The organism is Ruegeria sp. BHSA118, from assembly GCF_059613405.1.
Window position 1 is genome coordinate 1 of the sequence record NZ_JBXWSM010000034.1, and the last position, 20,251, is coordinate 20,251.

At 58.0% G+C, this 20,251-nt stretch carries 18 protein-coding genes; 8 read left to right on the forward strand and 10 right to left on the reverse strand.

Features of this window, described 5'->3' with window-relative positions:
* Positions 1-70: 70 nt before the first annotated feature.
* The 8 genes from ybgF (at position 71) to AC2FNN_RS11870 (ending at position 8,921) form a co-directional block, all read left to right on the forward strand.
* A complete protein-coding gene (gene ybgF / locus AC2FNN_RS11835; protein ID WP_496758785.1) occupies positions 71-895 on the forward strand; it encodes a tol-pal system protein YbgF in 825 nt (274 codons plus the stop codon).
* Entirely contained in the window at positions 886-2,145 is a 1,260-nt protein-coding gene (tilS, locus tag AC2FNN_RS11840; protein WP_496758786.1) for a tRNA lysidine(34) synthetase TilS, read from the forward strand. The genes ybgF and tilS overlap by 10 nt, the downstream gene beginning before the upstream one ends.
* A 75-nt stretch (positions 2,146-2,220) precedes the next feature.
* Positions 2,221-4,134: an ATP-dependent zinc metalloprotease FtsH gene (gene ftsH, locus AC2FNN_RS11845; protein WP_496758787.1), complete on the forward strand. Its 1,914-nt coding sequence runs from the start codon at positions 2,221-2,223 to the stop codon at positions 4,132-4,134.
* A 96-nt stretch (positions 4,135-4,230) separates the two neighbouring features.
* A complete protein-coding gene (locus AC2FNN_RS11850; RefSeq protein ID WP_496758788.1) occupies positions 4,231-4,806 on the forward strand; it encodes an MOSC domain-containing protein in 576 nt (191 codons plus the stop codon).
* A gap of 165 nt (positions 4,807-4,971) precedes the next feature.
* Entirely contained in the window at positions 4,972-6,648 is a 1,677-nt protein-coding gene (locus AC2FNN_RS11855; RefSeq protein ID WP_496758789.1) for a formate--tetrahydrofolate ligase, read from the forward strand.
* A gap of 60 nt (positions 6,649-6,708) precedes the next feature.
* Entirely contained in the window at positions 6,709-7,014 is a 306-nt protein-coding gene (locus AC2FNN_RS11860) for a chorismate mutase (RefSeq protein WP_170344981.1), read from the forward strand.
* Between the two features lie 53 nt (positions 7,015-7,067).
* The gene (folD, locus tag AC2FNN_RS11865; protein WP_171636839.1) at positions 7,068-7,958 is read left to right on the forward strand and encodes a bifunctional methylenetetrahydrofolate dehydrogenase/methenyltetrahydrofolate cyclohydrolase FolD; all 891 of its coding nucleotides are present in this window, start codon (positions 7,068-7,070) and stop codon (positions 7,956-7,958) included.
* Positions 7,959-8,300: 342 nt separating this feature from the next.
* Positions 8,301-8,921, forward strand: a complete 621-nt coding sequence (locus tag AC2FNN_RS11870; protein WP_496758790.1) for a LytTR family DNA-binding domain-containing protein — start codon at positions 8,301-8,303, stop codon at positions 8,919-8,921.
* A gap of 2 nt (positions 8,922-8,923) precedes the next feature.
* Here AC2FNN_RS11870 and pdeM read toward each other — a convergent pair whose 3' ends face one another.
* From pdeM to AC2FNN_RS11920, 10 genes are all read right to left on the reverse strand, one after another.
* Complete coding sequence (gene pdeM, locus AC2FNN_RS11875) at positions 8,924-9,586, reverse strand: ligase-associated DNA damage response endonuclease PdeM (RefSeq protein WP_496758791.1); 663 nt, start codon at positions 9,584-9,586, stop codon at positions 8,924-8,926.
* 40 nt (positions 9,587-9,626) lie between these two features.
* Positions 9,627-12,038, reverse strand: coding sequence for a ligase-associated DNA damage response DEXH box helicase (locus tag AC2FNN_RS11880; protein ID WP_496758792.1), 2,412 nt, complete (start codon positions 12,036-12,038; stop codon positions 9,627-9,629).
* Positions 12,039-12,078: 40 nt separating this feature from the next.
* Positions 12,079-13,386 carry a DUF8689 domain-containing protein gene (locus tag AC2FNN_RS11885; RefSeq protein WP_496758793.1) on the reverse strand — a complete coding sequence of 436 codons (1,308 nt, stop codon included), beginning with the start codon at positions 13,384-13,386 and terminating at the stop codon, positions 12,079-12,081.
* A 115-nt stretch (positions 13,387-13,501) separates the two neighbouring features.
* Positions 13,502-14,047: a prepilin peptidase gene (locus AC2FNN_RS11890; protein ID WP_496758794.1), complete on the reverse strand. Its 546-nt coding sequence runs from the start codon at positions 14,045-14,047 to the stop codon at positions 13,502-13,504.
* Positions 14,048-14,050: 3 nt separating this feature from the next.
* Positions 14,051-14,902, reverse strand: coding sequence for a tetratricopeptide repeat protein (locus tag AC2FNN_RS11895; protein ID WP_496758795.1), 852 nt, complete (start codon positions 14,900-14,902; stop codon positions 14,051-14,053).
* A gap of 30 nt (positions 14,903-14,932) precedes the next feature.
* Positions 14,933-15,475, reverse strand: coding sequence for a tetratricopeptide repeat protein (locus tag AC2FNN_RS11900; protein WP_496758796.1), 543 nt, complete (start codon positions 15,473-15,475; stop codon positions 14,933-14,935).
* A gap of 57 nt (positions 15,476-15,532) precedes the next feature.
* Positions 15,533-16,507: a type II secretion system F family protein gene (locus tag AC2FNN_RS11905; protein ID WP_496758797.1), complete on the reverse strand. Its 975-nt coding sequence runs from the start codon at positions 16,505-16,507 to the stop codon at positions 15,533-15,535.
* A 10-nt stretch (positions 16,508-16,517) separates the two neighbouring features.
* Positions 16,518-17,486, reverse strand: a complete 969-nt coding sequence (locus tag AC2FNN_RS11910) for a type II secretion system F family protein (RefSeq protein ID WP_496758798.1) — start codon at positions 17,484-17,486, stop codon at positions 16,518-16,520.
* 11 nt (positions 17,487-17,497) lie between these two features.
* On the reverse strand, positions 17,498-18,940 hold the full coding sequence (locus AC2FNN_RS11915) for a TadA family conjugal transfer-associated ATPase (protein ID WP_496758799.1): 1,443 nt from the start codon (positions 18,938-18,940) through the stop codon (positions 17,498-17,500).
* Positions 18,941-18,965: 25 nt separating this feature from the next.
* Positions 18,966-20,201 (reverse strand): CpaE/TadZ family protein, encoded by a 1,236-nt coding sequence (locus AC2FNN_RS11920; RefSeq protein WP_496758800.1) that lies wholly within the window; start codon positions 20,199-20,201, stop codon positions 18,966-18,968.
* Between the last annotated feature and the right edge of the window lie 50 nt (positions 20,202-20,251).

Here is a 20,251-nt window from a genome sequence, read left to right on the forward strand (position 1 = left end):
GTTGAGGAATGCTATTCCAAGAACCGCCGCGCAGTGACGGTGCTGACCGGGTCAACTCTGGGGTAAGATGATGCGCATTGCAGGATGGGTATTGGCGGCAGTCATGGTGACGGCCGGTGTTGCACAGGCACAGGATCAACAGACACTGGCCGACATACGTCAGGAACTGACGGTGCTGCATGTGGAAATTCAGCGTCTGAAGCGTGAGTTTTCCACCACAGGATCGCCCGCGCCAAACTTGTCCGGCAGTTCTGTCCTCGAGCGGGTTGACGCCATAGAAGCGGAACTGCAACGCCTGACCCGTCAGACCGAGCAGCTGAACCAGCGTGTGCAGAACATTGTCTCGGACGGAACCAATCGCATCGGAGATCTGGAATTCCGCCTGTGCGAGCTGGAGGTAAACTGCGAGATTTCAGGCGAACCGACCAGCACACTGGGCGGAGAGGGTACAGATGCTGGTGCGGCCGTGATCACGCCTGCCGCACCATCCCAAACCGATCAGGGTGAACTGGCCGTGGGAGAGCGGGCGGATTTCGACGCGGCATCGCAAGCACTGGCCGATGGGAATTACCAGACTGCGGCTGATTTGTTTGCGCAGTTTGATGCGAACTATCCCGGCAGCCCTCTGGCGCCCGAAGCGAATCTGAAACGTGGTCATGCGCTTGAAGGCCTTGGCGACACCCGCGAAGCGGCACGTGCGTTTTTGGCAAGCTTTACCGGAGATTCCGAAGGCGCATTTGCCCCCGAGGCCCTGTTCGAGTTGGGCGCGGCGCTGGGGCGTCTGGGACAGACCGATCAGGCCTGCATCACGCTCAATGAAGTTGGCGTGCGCTTTCCATCCGCACCGGCGTTTGCGGATGCGACGCAAGAGATGTCTGCGCTGGGGTGTTCTTGAACAGTCACAGCGAAAACCTGCTTGCAGAGCTTCGCGCCCGGCTTCCCGAAAGGCTTCCGCGTAAACTGGGCGTGGCGGTCTCGGGCGGTGGGGATTCCGTCGCGTTGATGCATCTTTTGCATCAAGTCGCCCAAAATGAAGAGATCACCCTTTTTGTGGCCACGGTTGATCACGGCTTGCGCCCCGACGCAGCGCAAGAGGCCGTGACAGTGTCCCGCCAGGCCGCTGCATTGGGGCTGCCGCATGACATTCTGCATTGGGCAGGTTGGGACGGAGCGGGCAATGTTCAGGGCGAGGCCCGCAAGGCGCGTTACAGCCTGCTTGCCGGTTGGGCGCAACAGCGCGGAATCGACGCCGTCGTACTGGGGCACACAGCGGATGATCAGGCGGAAACGTTGCTGATGCGACTGGGTCGATCATCAGGTGTCACCGGACTGTCCGGCATGTCGGCAAGTCGGCAATGGGAAGGGGTGACATTGCTGCGGCCAATGCTGGGAGTCAGACGCAAGGATCTGAGAGCCTACCTGACCGGTATCGGCGCAACATGGGTCGAAGACCCGTCGAATCAGGACCCTCGTTTCGACCGGATCAAGGCACGAGAGGCCGTGTCCGGCCTCAAACCACTGGGAATTGACGCGCTTTCATTGTCGCGAGTGGCCGAAAATCTGGCGCAGGCCCATGCAGCCCTGGGTGTGTTTGCGCAGGAATCCGCACGGAAGGTCGCCCAGGTCGAACAAAGCGACGTGAAGGTGGACAGGGCCGGTTTTGCCGCATTGCCCAAGGAAATCAGACGCCGCGTGTTGCTTGGTTGCCTTGCCTGGATCGCTGGGCAGGGATATCCCCCGCGTCAGGCGGCGGTCGAGCAGGCCATGAAGGCCATAACCGACGGGCGGGCAGGATCGCTCAGCGGCTGCCTGTTGGTCCCGGAAGGGATGAGTGTTTGGATTTGCAGGGAATTCAAGGCTGTGGAGGCTCGGATATCAGCACCTGATGAAGTTTGGGATGGCAAATGGGTCTTGGCGGGGCCTGAGATGTCCGGTGTCGAGATCCGCGCTCTGGGTGAAGACGGGCTGCGACAGGTGCCCGAATGGCGCGAAACAGGCCGGCCCAGGCTGGCTTTGAGCGCGACGCCAGCGGTCTGGAAGGGGGCCGCGGTGCTGGCCGCTCCGCTTGCGGGATTTGCGAATGGATGGCGTGCGGACACGACGCCGGAATGGCCCGAGTTCTACGCATCTTTTTTATCGCATTGAACATACCACAATCCTCTCTATTTTAAGAGGTAACTTGGCAGCTCCTCACCTGCCGGAACTTTTGGGAGAATTTCCTTGGGCAACGCTCGCAATATCGCGTTTTGGGTCGTTCTGTTCCTGCTGATCCTTGCACTGTTCAATCTGTTCAGTGGACCGGGCGGAACGCTTCAGAGCAATGAAAGAACTTACTCCGACTTCGTCGGCGCCGTGCAAGGCGGTGAAGTCAAGAACGTGACGCTGGATGGTGAACAGATCCGCTATACGACCGAGAGCGGTGCGACTTACGTCACGATCAAACCCGGCGATGCCGAGGTCACCAAGCTTTTGATCGATGCGAAAATCCCGGTTCAGGCGGTCAAGCAACAGCAGTCGGGTTTCCAGTCCTTCCTGATCACGCTCTTGCCGTTCCTGCTGCTGATCGGTGTCTGGGTCTATTTCATGAACCGGATGCAGGGCGGCGGCAAAGGCGGTGCGATGGGCTTTGGCAAGTCCAAGGCCAAGATGCTGACCGAAAAGCATGGCCGCGTCACATTTGACGACGTCGCGGGCATCGACGAAGCCAAGGAAGAGCTGGAAGAGATCGTCGAATTCCTGCGCAACCCGCAGAAATTCTCGCGCCTTGGCGGCAAGATTCCGAAAGGCGCGCTGCTGGTCGGTCCTCCGGGTACTGGTAAAACATTGCTGGCCCGTGCCATTGCGGGTGAGGCGGGCGTTCCGTTCTTCACCATTTCGGGGTCCGACTTTGTCGAGATGTTCGTCGGCGTCGGTGCATCCCGTGTCCGGGACATGTTTGAACAGGCCAAGAAGAATGCGCCCTGTATCGTCTTCATCGACGAGATTGACGCCGTGGGCCGCCATCGTGGTGCCGGTTATGGCGGCGGTAACGACGAACGCGAACAGACCCTCAACCAGCTTCTGGTCGAAATGGACGGGTTTGAGGCCAATGAAGGCGTGATCATCCTCGCGGCCACAAACCGTAAGGACGTTCTGGATCCTGCACTGCTGCGCCCGGGCCGCTTTGACCGTAATGTGACCGTTGGCAACCCAGACATCAAAGGCCGTGAGAAAATTCTGGGCGTGCACGCGCGCAAGACACCTCTGGGCCCCGATGTCGATCTGCGCATCATTGCGCGCGGTACGCCGGGCTTCTCGGGGGCTGATCTGGCAAACCTCGTGAACGAGGCTGCGTTGATGGCCGCCCGCGTGGGCCGCCGCTTTGTCACCATGGAAGACTTTGAGAACGCCAAGGACAAGGTGATGATGGGGGCCGAGCGCCGCTCGATGGTGCTGACGCAGGACCAGAAGGAAAAGACAGCCTATCACGAGGCGGGGCATGCCGTTGTCGGCCTGACCCTGCCGTTGTGCGATCCTGTCTACAAAGCCACGATCATTCCGCGCGGTGGTGCGCTGGGTATGGTTGTATCGCTGCCTGAAATGGATCGCCTGAACTACCACCGTGATGAGTGTGAGCAAAAGCTGGCCATGACCATGGCCGGCAAAGCCGCCGAGGTTATCAAATACGGTGAAGACCACGTTTCGAACGGCCCGGCCGGGGACATCATGCAGGCCAGCCAGTTGGCGCGCGCCATGGTGATGCGCTGGGGTATGTCGGACAAGGTCGGTAACATCGACTATGCCGAGGCGCATGAAGGCTATCAGGGCAACACCGCAGGGTTCTCGGTGTCGGCCCATACGAAAGAGCTGATCGAAGAAGAGGTGAAGCGATTGATCCAGCAGGGTTATGAGCGCGCGCACCAGATTCTGACCGAACAGCACGAAGAATGGGAACGCCTGGCGCAGGGTCTGCTTGAATACGAAACCCTGACCGGTGATGAGATCAAGCGCGTCATGAATGGTGAATCACCCAGCGAGGATGACGAAGGCGACAAGCCGGATGAAGGCAGCGCACCCAGTGTCACGGCCATTCCCAAGACAAAGGCCAAGAAATCTCCGCCCGATGGCGGGATGGAGCCTGAACCCACTGCATAGTCAAAAAGACCCGGCGCATAGTCCGGGTCTTTTTTCTTTTCATCGGTGTTTTGCCGGGCAATATGCGCGCAAGAAAAATGACGAAAAGGGAAGGCTATGCCATTTTTGCGTGAAACCGAATTTGCCGCCGAAGCCGTCTGGCTTGGCCATGTCCCTGCGGGAACCTCCTTGCGGGCCAAGGCTGTTGACACGCTGGATCTGGGTTTTGACGGCGTGAAGGGTGAGCGCCACGAGGGACTCAATCGGGCGTCCTGTGTCAGGGTCTCGAACCTCTACCCGAAGGGCACTGAAATTCGCAACGTGCGTCAGCTTTCAGTTTTGTCCGAGGAGGAGTTGCAGCAAATTGCGCAGGACATGGGGTTGGACCAGCTTGACCCGTCCTATCTTGGGGCTTCCATTGTGCTGCGCGGGATCCCGGATTTCTCACATATTCCCCCGTCTTCACGTCTTCAGGCAACGAGCGGGGCGACGATAACAGTTGACATGGAAAACGCCCCTTGTGTTCTGCCGGGGCGCGAGATCGAAGCGGATCAACCGGGGCATGGCGCGGATTTCAAACCTGCGGCGGCCGGGCGTCGGGGCGTTACGGGTTGGGTCGAACGTCCGGGGCGCATTCAACTGGGGGATCGGCTGAAGCTATTCGTTCCCGATCAACCTGCCTGGGCTTGTTAAAACGGGCTTGTTTCCGATTAGAAACCCCTGAAACGAACTTACGACGCTTCGCGACGCCAGAATGTCGGAATCCATGGCTTTCGGGATTGTACACAAGGGTATGGAATGCACAGCGCCGACGCCCCGCGTCGGTTTTGCACGGTATTCAATCAAGGACCCCGGCCAATGAGCTACAAATCCGATATCGAAATCGCCCGCGAAGCGAACAAAATGCCGATTCAGGAAATCGGTGCCAAGATCGGCATCGACTCTGCGGATCTGCTGCCTTACGGCCATGACAAGGCGAAGGTCAGCCAGAACTTCATCAACTCGGTGCAGGACCGCGAAGACGGCAAGCTGATCCTCGTGACTGCAATCAACCCGACCCCGGCAGGCGAGGGCAAGACCACGACCACAGTGGGTCTGGGTGACGGTCTCAACCGCATCGGCAAGAACGCGATGATCTGTATCCGTGAGGCCTCGCTTGGCCCGAACTTCGGCATGAAGGGCGGCGCCGCAGGTGGCGGTTACGCGCAGGTTGTTCCGATGGAAGAGATGAACCTGCACTTCACCGGTGACTTCCACGCCATCACCTCGGCCCACTCGCTGCTGTCGGCGATGATCGACAACCACATCTACTGGGGTAATGAGCAGGAGATCGACACCCGCCGCGTTGCGTGGCGTCGTGTGGTCGACATGAACGACCGTGCCCTGCGTCAGATCACCGCCAGCCTGGGTGGTGTGTCGAACGGTTTCCCGCGTGAGGCAGGTTTTGACATCACCGTGGCGTCCGAGGTCATGGCGATCCTCTGCCTGGCGAACGACCTGAAAGACCTGGAAAAGCGTCTGGGCGACATCATCGTTGCGTACCGCCGCGACAAAACCCCGGTCTACTGCCGTGACATCAAGGCCGAAGGCGCAATGACCGTTCTGCTGAAGGACGCGATGCAGCCCAACCTGGTACAGACGCTGGAAAACAACCCGGCCTTTGTCCATGGCGGCCCGTTTGCGAACATCGCGCATGGCTGTAACTCGGTCATCGCGACCAAGACCGCTCTGAAAGTTGCCGACTATGTCGTGACAGAAGCCGGTTTCGGTGCGGATCTGGGTGCCGAGAAGTTCATGAACATCAAGTGCCGCAAGGCGGGCATTGCCCCGTCGGCCGTGGTGCTGGTTGCGACCGTCCGGGCGATGAAGATGAACGGCGGCGTTGCCAAGGCCGATCTGGGTGCGGAAAACGTTGACGCGGTCAAATCAGGCTGTGCCAACCTGGGCCGTCACATCGAGAACGTGAAGTCCTTCGGTGTACCGGTTGTCGTCGCCATCAACCACTTCGTTACCGATACCGATGCCGAAGTTCAGGCCGTGAAAGACTATTGTGGCGAGCACGGCGTCGAGGCGGTTCTGTCGCGTCACTGGGAGCTGGGTTCCGAAGGGTCCGCCCCATTGGCCGAGAAAGTCGTCGAAATCGTCGAAGGTGGCACCGCGAACTTCGCACCGATCTACCCCGACGATATGCCTCTGTTCGAGAAAATCGAAACCATCGCCAAACGCATCTACCGCGCTGACGAGGTTCTGGCTGACAACAAGATCCGCAACCAGCTGCGTGAATGGGAAGAGGCCGGATATGGCAACCTGCCGGTCTGCATGGCCAAGACGCAGTATTCCTTCTCGACCGACCCCACCCTGCGCGGCGCGCCTACCGGCCATTCGGTTCCGGTGCGCGAGGTGCGTCTGAGCGCGGGCGCGGGCTTTATCGTGGTCGTCTGCGGCGAGATCATGACCATGCCGGGCCTGCCCCGCAAGCCGGCTGCGGAAACCATCTGCCTCAATGACGCAGGTGAGATCGAGGGCTTGTTCTAAGCCGCCGAATAGGACATCTCGTGGTCCGGGGATTCATTCCCGGGCCATGAGGAGATGACGATGCCCACTCTGACACCGCCTCAGAACTGCAACACGATGCAGGACCTGCGGGCTGAGATCGACAAGCTGGATCGCCAACTGATCGAAATGCTGGTGACACGCGCCAGCTATATCGACCGCGCGTCGCAGCTGAAACCGGGCGAGGGCCTTCCGGCCCGTATCCCGGAACGCGTCGAAGAGGTGGTGCAACGCGTGCGTGCAAGCTCGGACGCGCTGGGGATGGACCCGGATCTGGCCGAGAAGCTATGGCGCATATTGATTGACTGGTCGATTGCACGCGAAGAGCGCGTGATTGGCACCGACTGACTGACCGGGCGCTCTGTGCGCCCGATCCGTTTTTTGAAGAAAGGGATCGAAGTATGGTAGCTCAGGTTATCGACGGTAAGGCCTTTGCCGCAAAAGTGCGCGGACAAGTTGCCGATCAGGTCGCGAAGCTGAAAGAAGAAAACGGCATCACCCCCGGCCTGGCCGTGGTTCTTGTGGGCGAAGACCCTGCCAGCCAGGTCTATGTCCGCTCGAAGGGCAAAATGACCGTTGAAGTCGGCATGAATTCATACGAGCACAAACTGGACGCCGCGACATCGGAAGAAGATCTGCTGGCGCTGATCGACAAGCTGAACAACGACCCGGCCGTGCATGGCATTCTGGTTCAGTTGCCGCTGCCCAAACACCTGAACGAGGATCTGGTGATCAACTCGATCGACCCGGCGAAAGATGTGGATGGCTTCCACATTTCGAACGTGGGCCTTCTGGGAACCGGTCAGAAATCAATGGTGCCCTGCACCCCGCTGGGCTGCCTGATGATGCTGCGTGACCACCACGGCTCGCTTTCCGGCATGGACGCCGTTGTGATCGGCCGCTCGAACATTGTGGGCAAACCGATGGCGCAGCTGCTGCTGGGCGACAGCTGTACCGTGACCATCGCGCATTCGCGCACCAAGGATCTGCCGGATGTCGTACGCCGCGCCGACATCGTTGTTGCCGCTGTTGGCCGCCCCGAGATGGTTCCGGGCGACTGGATCAAGGAAGGCGCGACGGTGATCGACGTGGGCATCAACCGCATCGAACGTGACGGCAAGAACAAGCTTGTTGGTGACGTGGACTATGCCAGCGCGTCCCAGCGTGCTGGCGCGATCACTCCGGTTCCGGGTGGTGTAGGTCCGATGACCATTGCATGCCTGTTGGCCAACACCTTGACTGCGTGCTGCCGCGCCAACGCTCTGCCCGAACCCGAAGGTTTGACGGCGTAAGGTAATCTGGTCGGGTCGATCATATCGGCCCGACACACTCCTCGGTTGTGTCTGACCCCGCGAGACAATCATTGCACGCTGTGGTCATTTTGCCCTGAATGGGTTTGACAGCTTGAAAAATCGTGATATCCCTGTTTTCCCAGTTGGTTACAGGTAAGGTGCATCAGTGCGTGTCGTGCTAAGGTTGAATTTTGTTGAGTCATGCACAAAAGCGGTATGACGTCTGGGATTAACACCGTTCGGAATGCTTGTACCCCACAGCGAGTGACGGCAGGCGTTGTCTTTCTTCCCTTACTTGCCTACGCGTTTCCTCCGTTTCTGGTTGCGGATCTGAGCTTCGGTTTGCGTCTTCTTTTCTGGACCGGGGTGATGGTCCTTGCCCTGACAGTCACCGGGTTGGCGCGCAAGCTGATGCAGAAAAACCCTGTTCTGTTGAATGTTCCCGTCCGTGATCTGGCATTTGCGGCACTGATCCTGGTTCTGTTCACGCCGTCCCTTTGGATGTTGGCGTGGGTCCTGTTCACGTGCGGGGGCCACATAGCACCTGGCGCCCAGACCGTAGCGGTATATGGGGTCCTGTTTGCAACGGGTCTGGTTCTTGTGCAACGCAATGATCTGAACCCACTGATGGCCTCGACCCCGGACGCCGAGAAGCCGCGCCTGATCAGGCGTCTGCCGCCTGACTTCGATGGTCAAATTCATCGTCTGACGGTCAGGGATCACAATGTGGATATCGTGACTTCGGAGGGCACGTTCACGATCCGCTCACGCTTTACGGACGCAATTGCCGAGATGGAGCCGGTTCCCGGGCACTGTTCGCACCGTTCACATTGGGTGGTAGACGCGTCCATTGTTGGGCTTGAAAAAAAGGCGGGCAAAACCTTTTTGCGCCTGGCGAACGGTGATCTGGTTCCAGTGAGCCGCAAGTACAAGCCGAAGTTGGAAGAAGACGGGTTGATCTGAACTCAACGCGGCATTGGAATCATCTGTGGTTGCGGACCCGTCAGAATGGCAATCGCGCCCGCGCCCATGAGATCGGAAAGTGCCCGATCCGAACTGCGCAAACCCCCAGTATAAGCTCCGTAGGCAGGCAGGATCAGCCGATTTCTGTCCAGCAGAAAGGCGGGCCGGGAAATGTGCCTGCCTTTTGTGCGAATCTGTGCTTTCGGATGAAAGTGGCCTGAAACTTCACCTTTCGGCTGATCCTGTGGGATGTGACGAAAGACAAGCGGGCCGCATTGCCATTCGACCAAATGAGAGCCCCCCATCTCGATCGGGCCGGGATCGTGGTTGCCTTCGATCCAGATCCATTGGCGCCCGGCCTGTAAAGTTGCAATCCTCAACCCTTCTGCGTCGGGCAAGGCCCAGGCGGCTTCGAGATCGTCAAAGCTGTCACCCAGGCAGATGACGGTTTCGGCGCTGGTGTGTTCCAAATCGCGCGCCAGCCGGTCAAGCGTTTCGCAACTGTCATAAGGCGGAAGCGTAGCCCCGCCCCGACGGGCCATACGTTCGGATTTTCCCAGATGCAGGTCCGAAACACAGAGCAGTCGCCGCGCCGGCCACCACAATGCGCCAGACGGCAACGCAGCGAGTTGCTGGCCTGCAAAGGAAAATTTGCACACGTTCATGATACGTTCTTGGCCTGATTCCACATCTTGCGCAAGGGGATCAAAGCTGGTCCAACCCTGCGGCTTCCAGCAGGCGTGCGCTTTCTTCGGCAAGCAGCCTTTCTTCGGCGGCCCCTTTGACAGGCACCTTTCCGACCTCAAGAAAAAGCGGCGCGGCCAGTGGGGAAACGCGGTCAAGACGCAGCAGATCGATGCGGTCGCCGATGCGGGCCAGCATCGCCTCGATCCGACCGAAGTCAACCAACCCGCGCATGGCCTCTTCGCGGGTGATCTGCATCAACAGATGGTCGGGATCATATTTCAGCAAAGTGTCATAGAGAATATCCGACGAAAACGTGGCTTGCCGTCCGGTTTTACGTTGCCCGGCCATGTTGCGTTCGATCAGACCGGCAATTGTGGCCGACGCGCGAAAGGTACGCTTCATGACTGCGTTGCCTGCCAGCCATGTGTCCAGCCCGTCACGCAGCGCTTCGGGTTGAAACAATGGGCGTGGGTCAGTGACCGCATCCAAACCCCAAATCAGCGTGGCATAGTCTGTGGCGACAAACCCCAGCGGCGCCAAACCGGTTTCCTCCATCCGTTTGGTCAGCAGCAGGCCCAGCGTTTGTTGCGCGTTGCGACCGGCGAATCCGTATACGCACAGATGCTCTCGCCCGTCGCTTGGAAAGCTTTCGATCAGCAGACGATCCCGTTGAGGCAGGCGGGACATTTGGCGCTGCAAGTCCAGCCAATCAGCCGTATGCGAAGGCAGGTGCGGCCAGTCAGTTTGGGCGAACATGCGCAGAATGCGGTCGCTGAGTTGCGTTGACGTCGCAAATTTCGTGCCCGAGAAGGTTGCGATCTTTGGTTTGCGCTCGGCGCGGCGGCTAACTTCGACCACCATTTCGCGCAGACCTTCATAACGTACGATCTGTCCGCCGATCAGGAAGGTATCGCCGGGGGTCAGCGAAGCAGCAAAGGTTTCCTCGACTTCGCCCAACGGCTTTCCACCACGGCTGCGTCTAAGGCGCACTTTGAGTGTATCCGTGTCCTGAATCGTGCCCAGATTCATGCGAATGCGCGACGCCGCGCGGGGATCGCGCAATTGCCATTGCCCGTCGGCACGCTGCTGCAACCTTTGCCAGCGATCATAGGCGCGCAAGGCGTAGCCGCCGGTGGCACAGAAATCCAGACAGGCGTCAAATTCGGATCGGGTCAACTGTGCGTAAGGTCCGGCGGATGCCATTTCGGCATACAGATCATCGGCGTTAAAGGGCCCGGCGCAGGCCGCAATCAGAATGTGCTGGCACAACACATCGCGGGGGCCGGGGCCTCGGGGTTCCCCGTCCAGGTCATGGGCTTTGGCGGCCTCGAGCGCAGCAACGCATTCGACAACTTCAAAACGGTTCGCAGGAACCAGCAGCGCCTTGGAAGGCGCGTTATAGCGGTGGTTGGCCCGTCCAATCCTTTGCACCAGCCGTTTGACGTTCTTGGGGGCACCGATCTGAATCACCAAATCGACATCGCCCCAATCAATGCCCAGATCGAGGCTGCCGGTGCAGACGATGGCGCGCAATTCGCCACGCACCATCGCGGCTTCGACCCGCTCGCGTTGCTGTCGGTCAAGGCTGCCATGATGGATGCCGATGGGCAGGCCGTCGTCATTCGCCAGCCACAGATTGTGAAAGTAGATCTCGGCCTGTGCGCGCGTGTTGTGAAAAATCAGTGTGGTCTTGTGCCGCCGGATCTGGTCCAGCACAGCCGGAATCGAATAGGCCGCGCCTCCGCCGGACCAGGGCGGCATTTCCGTTGTTTCCAGCATCTGGATGTCCGGGTCCGGGCCGGGATCGGCCTGTATGATCCGGCAGGGGTCCGGGTGGCGCGCCAGAAAGCCGGCAATTGCCACGGGGTCTTCGACCGTGGCTGAAAGGCCCACACGGCGCAAATCCGGGTTGAGGCGCTGAAGACGTGCCAGGGCCAGCATCAGTTGATCTCCGCGTTTGCTTTCCGCCAGCGCGTGGATTTCGTCGACGATGATCCGCTGCACCCCATCGAACATGCGCGGCGCATCCTCGTACGAGGTCAGCAGTGCCAGACTTTCCGGGGTGGTCAGCAGGATATGGGGCGGATCGGCCCTTTGGCGTTTTTTCTGTGTGGCCGAGGTGTCACCGGTGCGATCCTCGATCCGGATGGGCAGGCCGATCTCATCCACCGGGGTGCGCAGGTTACGTTTGATATCCGCCGCCAGCGCCTTGAGCGGCGAGACATAGAGTGTATGCAAACCGTTGTGGCCACTGTCGGCCAGTTCGGACAGGGAAGGCAGAAAACCGGCCATGGTCTTGCCGCCACCGGTTGGGGCGATCAGCAGGGTCGCCGGTTCCTTCGCCCGATCGAACATCTCTATCTGATGTGGGTGGATGGACCAGCCTTTGGAGGAGAACCACGTACCAATCCGAGCGGGAATCTGCGTCATGGTTGCAGATTACCCGCCCGGAGGAGGGATTGGCACGGCGTTATTTGACGATTTTCTCGTCTTTTACGAACATGTTGGCCCAGGCACGGTCAATCAGCTCCGGGCTCATCTGATAAGGGATGCCTTCGAACTCGCAGATCGAGATCATCTGGTCGATCAGGAAGATCGGTTGGTAGTTGGCATAAATATTGTTGATGGTCGGGTACTTGACCTTCAACAGGTGCACCAGTGCCGCCTCGTCCAGCGGCATTCCACGTTTGCGGGCCACCATGGCAAAGATTTTCAGGAAGTTCTCCTGATTGGGGCCGTCAATCTTGATCTTGAAGAAAATCCGACGCAAGGCGGCCTGGTCGAAGATCTCGTTCGGGTGGAAGTTGGTCGAGAAGATGACCAGCGTGTCAAACGGAACTTCGAACTTTTCACCTGATTGCAGGCCAAGGATATCCTTGTTTTCTTCAAGCGGGACGATCCATCGGTTGACCAGCGCTTGCGGCGGTTCGGCCTGACGGCCAAGGTCGTCCACGATGAAGATGCCTCCGGTGGATTTCAGCTGCAACGGGGCCTGATAGGTTCGTGCGGTCGGGTTGTAGACCAGATCCAACATGCTGAGCGAGAGCTCACCACCGGTTACAACGGTGGGGCGTTCACACTGAACATAGCGAGAATCGAACCGCCTGCGGCGCCGCAGACTGTTGGGGTCGTCCGGCTCCTGCTCGATCGCCGTGTGCACGATCGGGTCATAGACCGTGATCACCTGACCCGCATATTCGATGGCGTAGGGCACATAGACGTTATCACCCAGCGCATCCCGGATTCCGTTCGAGATCGAGGATTTACCGTTGCCCGGAGGACCGTACATCAGAATCGACCGGCCCGCACTGACCGCCGGGCCCAGATGGTCCAGCAGGCTGTCGGGCAGAACCAGATGACCCATTGCGCCAACCAGTTGCTCTCGTGTGACCTGAATATTCCGGATCGACTGGCGTTTGACCTGCTCGCGATAGACATCCAGCGGCACCGGCATCGCGCCAAAATATTCGGATTGGCTCAGCGCATCCAGCGCACGGGCCTTACCTGCATCGGTCAGCTGATATCCCATCTCGTTGCCGCTATTGGCGTTCAGTGTCCCGGTCGCTTCAAGCAGTTTCTGAGTACGCGCGATGTCGATCAGTTCCTGTGTTACCGAACCAGGCAGACAGATGGCTTCGGCGACTTCTGATACCGTGCTCGCGTTTTTGCGAAAAATCGTCTTCAGCAGAATGTCCCGCATCATTACAAGCGGAAGCTTCATTTCGCCCAGACCCTTGGGGGCAGGGGGGGCCATAACTGAGGAAGTCTGCATATTCATGCGCGGTGCTCGTCCATCAAAATGTCACGCCAAGAACCCGAAAACGGGCGTCTTGAAGAGAATGAACCAGCTTTGTGGCGGGACAAAGGCAGCGACAAGGCGTGCTGATGATAGTTTACGATCCGAGAACAGTGCCCAGAATCAGGTACATCGCCAATGATCCGCCCAGGGCAAAACCCATCGGAAACTGTTTGCCCCGGCTCCAGCTTTCCCAATGCGGCGCGATCGTGCGCAACTTTGTGATCCTGGCCAAACGATGAGTGACCACGGCAGCCAGAATACAGGCGGTCAGGATCATCAGCATAATTCGCAGATCGCCCAGCCAGACAAACGCCGATGCGGCGGCCAGAAACTTGGCATCGCCAGCGCCCATGGTGCCCGCAGCGTTCAGGAAGATACCAATGACCAAAACCACGACGATATGCAGCAGTTGCCAAAAGTAGATTGGCATAGACACGGTGAACGGTCCGAGATTGCCGCCGACACTGCCTGTGGACCACGGGGGAATGGCGATCAGACCTATCACAATGTAAACCACCGTCAGCGCAAGGACTGCATGGTTCTTGATCTGCATCTCACGCATATCCGTGAAGGCCACGTAAAAGCAGATCGGCAGCACAAACGGCAGAAACCAGGCCGCTGCCACTGCTGGTATTTGCATGTGTCAGACCCCTTCAAGCGCCCGAAGCGAGCGGACCGCCTCGTCGAAATGCTGCGGGTGGGTTGAAATGGCTTCGCGGAACAGGTTCTTGGCGGTGGTTATGTCGCCCTGTTTGACTGCCGAAATACCCATCGTGTTGAGCAGACGCGCCCGTTCGACCTGTGTCATGGGGACGACCGGCAGGCTATAGTTGCCTTGTGCCGATCGGGCCAAAACCAGATTGTTCTTGGCGGTAAACAGCGAGTTGTCCTGACGGATAGCGTCCGAAAACAACCGTTCGGCTTCGGCATATTCGCCTCGGGTCAGTTTGGAATATCCCCAGTTGTTCATCACACTGCCCGGACGTGTCGTCAGCCCGACAGCGGTTTCATAGAAATGATCCGCGCGTTTCCACTCTTTCCGGGAATCCGCAACGACTGCCTCGAGGCGATACCGTTTGAAGGTTTCAAAGGTGGGGGGAACCGAATCCAGAACCGTTTTGGCCTGCGACCAGTCGCCGTTTCGGACCAAGGCGTCCGCGTATTCAACCTTGTCCGCGGCGTTCGAGCCCTTCATCGTTGTGACGCGCTTCCATGCGGTCACGGCCTCGGTCGTGCGTTTGGCGCGGCCCAAAGAAATTGCCAGTCCGCGCTGAAGATCGATCCGGTCCGGGTTTTTGAGCGTTGCGCCGTGGAAATAGGTCACCGCTTCGTTTGGATCTGCGGCGCTCAGAAGCACATCGTTCAGGTTTGTTTCGTCAATAACGTTCACTTCCTGAAACGTTCGTTCAACCTTTTCCTCTTCGGTTTCCTTTGCACAGGCCGAAAGGATCAGACCACTGATAACAACAGTCGGAATCAAGAATTGCTGGCGCATTTTTTGCGTCCTTTACTGCTCTCGCCTCAATTACTGGATCTTGCGTAGCGTGAATTGCCCGTCGCCAAGCTGCTCCAGTGTGTATTCTTGTTTTTCTTGTGGGGTATTATTAACAGGATTTTCCATTTTTGCGAGTGCTAAGCGCAGATTGTCCCGGATTGCGTCACTTTCGCCATTGTCCAGCGCATAGGCCCGCTGAAACACTTGCGCGGCCTCGGGGTATTCCTGTTTTTCCATCAGCAGGACACCCAGATTGTTCCAGGCCACCGGCCAGTCCGTGTCGTCTTCGACGGCTCTGCGCAGAAGTTTTTCGGCCTGTCCCAAGCGGCGTAGCCCCACATTTGCGGTACCCAGAGACGTCAGGACCTGGGGCGTCATACCCTGTTCCAGCGCGGCCCGGGTAAAGGTTTGAAGCGCCAGTTCGTATTCTCCGGCGGCCATCAATCTGTTTCCGACCTCGATGCTGTCCTCGGCCTGACCTTTGGTGTCAATTCCCGGTGCATCCAAACCGTTGGGTGACAGGCCTTCTGTGCAAGAAGCCACCATGGCAAAAACCATGGTGGCCCGGAACATTAGGCGAAACCCGGAAGGGAAGCACCTGAATTCAGCTTTCATATGGCTCTATCCGACCTAGCGTCCAAAACTCGAAATAACATTCGCCGACGGGCCAACCAGAATAATCAGCAGCGGTGGGACCGTCAGCATCATTGTGACAAGAGTCATCTTGGTCGGCAACTTGTTCGCGGCCTCCTCGGCGCGCATCACGCGTTTGTCGCGCATCTCACCGGCGTAAACCCGCAACGCCTCGGCGATTGATGTACCAAATGTTGCCGATTGGATCATGACGGTGACAAAAGAGTTCACGTCCTGAACGCCACAGCGCACGCCGAAGTCGCGCAGGACGGTATCCTTGTCCTTACCGGCCTTCATTTCATACGCGACGGTTTCGAATTCCTGCGCGATATCCGGATAAGACGCGCTCATTTCACTGGCCACGCGAACGATGGCCTGATCCAGCGATTGACCGGCCTCGACGCAGACCAGCATCAGATCAAGCGTATCGGGAAAACCGGCGGTGATCGCTTCCTTCCGCTCTTCGACCCGTCGCGTGATCCAGTACTTGGGTGCGAAATAGCCGATCGCGCCCGGGACAAGCACCCGGATCATCATCTGTGTTCCGGTAAATTCCTGTCCGCCGGAAAAAACCGTGACCAGCAGAACACCAATGAAGATACCAAGGATACCCAAGGAAAACTGCGCAAAGTGGAAGAACCGAACCGAGTCCTTCGACCGGTAGCCGGCCTGGCGCAGCTTCAGCTCGACGGCCGAGTATTCTTCTTCGTTCTTGGGCTCAAGGAAAGTTGCGAACTTCTCGAGCTGTTCGTTTCGGCTCGAGTTTCGAAGCTGCTCTTTCTTCCCTTTTTTCTGCTTTGGAGGAGCCGCATTCGATCTTTGCAGTTTCTTCAGGGGGTCTTCCGGCTGCTTCATCATCAGTGTGACAGCGACCAGAACCATAAGCAGGCCAAGTACGCCGACAATGATAAGCGGGCCGAATTCACCCAGGTGCTGGGTCAACAGGTCATTGATGCTGGTCAGGATTTCCATGGTGCTGCCCTCAGACCTTGATGTTGGTGATGATTTTCATGACGATCAGGTTCAATGTCAGCAGGATCGCGACAACAAAACACGCGGGAATAAACCAGGGGTGATCCAACACGTCGTCGTAATAGCCCGGGTCCTTGACCAGAATGAAAATCAGACAGGCAACAGGGAACCCGGACAGGAACTTGCCGGACCATTGCGCCTCGGCGGTAATCGCCTTGACCCGGCGGAACAGGCGAAAACGGGCGCGGATCACCTTTGCCAATCCGGCCAGAATTTCGGCCAGGTTACCGCCGGATTGCTGCTGAATACCCACGGCGACGGCCAGGAAACGAAGATCCTGCATGTCCAGACGTTCAGCCATATCCTTTAGCGCCTCGCCCACGTCGCGACCATAGGCGCATTCATCGGCGATAACGCCAAATTCGGTTCCCAGCGGATCCTGAACTTCGTTTGCAACCACCTGAATCGTCGAGATGAACGGGTTGCCGACACGCAGAGATCGCACCATCAGTTCAACCGCATCGGGCAGTTGTTCTTCGATCATCCCCATGCGTTTCTTGGCCTTGTGGTTGACCCAGGCGTAAACGCCACCAATGCCGATTGCGATGGAAACAACGATGCGAAGCGCCGTGTCCGTAGCGGTTCCGATGCTCAAACCGACAAAGGCCATGGCCGAAACCAGGGCCATGATCATGATCAACTGACGGGGAGAGAACGCGATTGCCGCCTTTTGCGCCTTGTCAGCGAGAAGCGAATACAGAGGGATGCTCTGCGATTTCATATGCTGCCGCATCTCTTTGCGCAGCTGCTCCAGCACCTGTTCGCGCCCGGCACCTTTTTCCAGCATATCCAGACGTCGGTTGACCCGGCTGTTCAGGCTGATGGACTTGCCGAAGGCGACAAGATAAATGCCCTCGACCAAGGCAAGAACCCCCACAAAGATGGCGACATAAATGATCGCCTCCATAGGCAATTGCATACCCGGTTCTCCTACATTGTGGTTGGGTCGTAGATGGACGCTGGCAAGTCAAAGCCCCACAGACGGAAGCGTTCCGAATAGTGGCTGCGCACACCAGTTGCGGTAAAGTGACCGATGATCTTGTTGTCAGGTGTCAGGCCAACACGTTGAAAACGAAAGATTTCCTGCATTGAAATCACGTCACCTTCCATACCGGTAATCTCGGTGATTGAGGTCATGCGGCGCGAACCGTCCTGCAATCGGCTGGCCTGAACGATCAGGTTCACAGCGCTTGCGATCTGGCTGCGGACGGCCTTAATGGGCATTTCGATGCCGGCCATCGCGATCATGTTTTCCAGACGTGAAATCCCGTCACGGGCCGAGTTCGCGTGGATCGTGGTCATCGAACCGTCGTGGCCAGTGTTCATGGCCTGCAACATATCGATCACCTCGGCGCCGCGTGTCTCGCCGACGATGATGCGGTCAGGTCGCATACGCAAGGCGTTCTTCAGACAGTCGCGCGGACTGACCTCACCTTTGCCTTCCACGTTGGGCGGTCGGCTTTCCATCCGGCCCACATGCGTCTGTTGCAGCTGAAGTTCCGCTGTATCCTCGATGGTCAGGATGCGTTCGGCATCGTCGATAAAGCTGGACAGAGCGTTGAGCGTAGTCGTTTTACCGGAACCGGTACCGCCCGACACGATAACGTTCAGTCGGGTCGACACGGCAGCTTGCAAATAGGCAGCCATTTCCTCGGTGAACGCACCAAAATTGACCAGATCATCGATACCCAGCTTGTCTTTTTTGAATTTACGAATCGAAACCAGAGACCCATCAACCGCGATAGGGGGCACCATGGCGTTGAACCGCGATCCATCGGCCAGTCGGGCGTCAACATAGGGGTTGGATTCATCGACACGACGGCCTACCGCGGACACGATCTTATCGATGATCCGCATCAGGTGCTTTTCATCCTTGAAGGTGATGTCGCTGATTTCCAGCTTACCGGCACGTTCGACGAAAATCTGATGCGGTCCGTTGACCAGAATATCGTTGACCGTATCGTCCTGCAGAAGCGTCTCAAGCGGGCCAAGGCCTGTTACTTCGTCATAAAGTTCCTTGTTCAGTTGGGACCGGTCTTCGCGGTTCAGAACAATGTTTCTTGTTTCCAGAACTTCACTGGCGATGGCACTGATTTCAGCGCGCAACTCTGCTTCGCCGGCGTTTTCCAGCGCGGCCAGGTTCAGGTTTTCCAGCAGTTCGCGGTGCAGTTCGATCTTTATCTCACCCAGCCGCGCCTTGCGTTTGCGGTCTTTGTCTGAACTTGCGACCTCGCCAGCAACCTTTTTTACGGGTTTGCGTGCCACCGCGGTCGCAACAGGCGTCGCTTGTGCAGAAGGCGCCGCTGTTTCAGCCGGTTGTGCCGGCGTTTTGACGGGCTGCGCTGCGGGTTGCTTTTTGTATCTTGAAAACACGGCTTATCCCCCCTTTGGGATGATGTTACGCAGCTTCTTCGGCACTGCTGCCGAGGCTGTGAAGCGACTTCGCCAGCTTTGAGATTTCCCGGCGCAACGGGTTCTTGGCGGCCGCATTTGCCAGAGGCAGACCATGATCCCCACTTTGCATGACCGGTTTGCCACCATCAGGCAGCAGCAGGTCGATGGAGATTCCAAGGCTTTCCCCCATGCGTTTCACGCGGCTTTTCCCGTTCAGGTCGGTAAATTTTGGTGCCCGGTTCAACGCAAAACGCAGCTTGTTGAACGGCAGTTCCTCTGCCTGCAACGCACGTTTCAGGCGCAGGGCATTCTGGGCGGACCGCATGTCCAGCTCGATCATGGCGAAATACACATGGGCGGCCTGCAAAACTGTTTCCGACCACAGGACCAGCGTCTTTGGCATGTCGACAATGACATAGTCGAAATGCGCGCGCGCCATGTCGATCACGCGCTGAATGTCTTCCGGAGTGATCAAGTCCAACGGCACCATGTCGGACGGTGCGGTCAAGACCTGAAGCTTTTCTTCATATGTTTGAAGGGCTTGCGAGAATACTTCGTTGTCCATCGCATCCGTGTCCGACAGCATTTCAAACACGGTCTCTCGTCGCGGCAGATCCAGATAAGTGGAAACGGTCCCGTATTGCAGGTCCAGATCGATCAGGCATACGGTCGGCGCTTCTTTGTCCGAGACACAGGCCAGTTCCCAGGCCAAGTTAACGGCCAGTGTCGTTGCGCCGACACCACCCGCAAGGCCCTGAACGACAAACAATGCGCCTTCTTTTGACGCGCCACCGGCCAGGGGAACGGCGGCCGCTTGCGCGACGGCAACCGGGTCAGGTTGCTTCATGCGCGCGATGGCTTCCTGCAATTCGCCTTCGGGAAGAGGATAGGGGACGAACTCGTCCGCACCCTTGCGCAGCAGTTGGTGCAGAGACGCCGGAGTAACATCCTCGGCGATCAGAACAACTTTTACTTTCTTTTCATTGGCTTGGGTGATTATCTCACCCAGCAAAGAAAGGTTGTCTTCGTCTTCTCCGTCGATTGCCAGCGCTACGAATTCCAGCGTTTCAGCTTCGGGTTGGCTGAAAAAGGCCAACGCTTCTGCAAATCCCAGATCTCCCCAGCGCTCACCCAAGATGGCTTCCATGTCTTCGATCAGAAGGTCGAAATTCTGAACATCCCGACTGATGGTGCAGGCCAAGATTGCAGTATTGTCGTCTTGCGGCGTCGCGCTGGTCATAAACACTATCCTCGTCGTGAGGGCTCAGCATGTCATATGAACGAAATCCG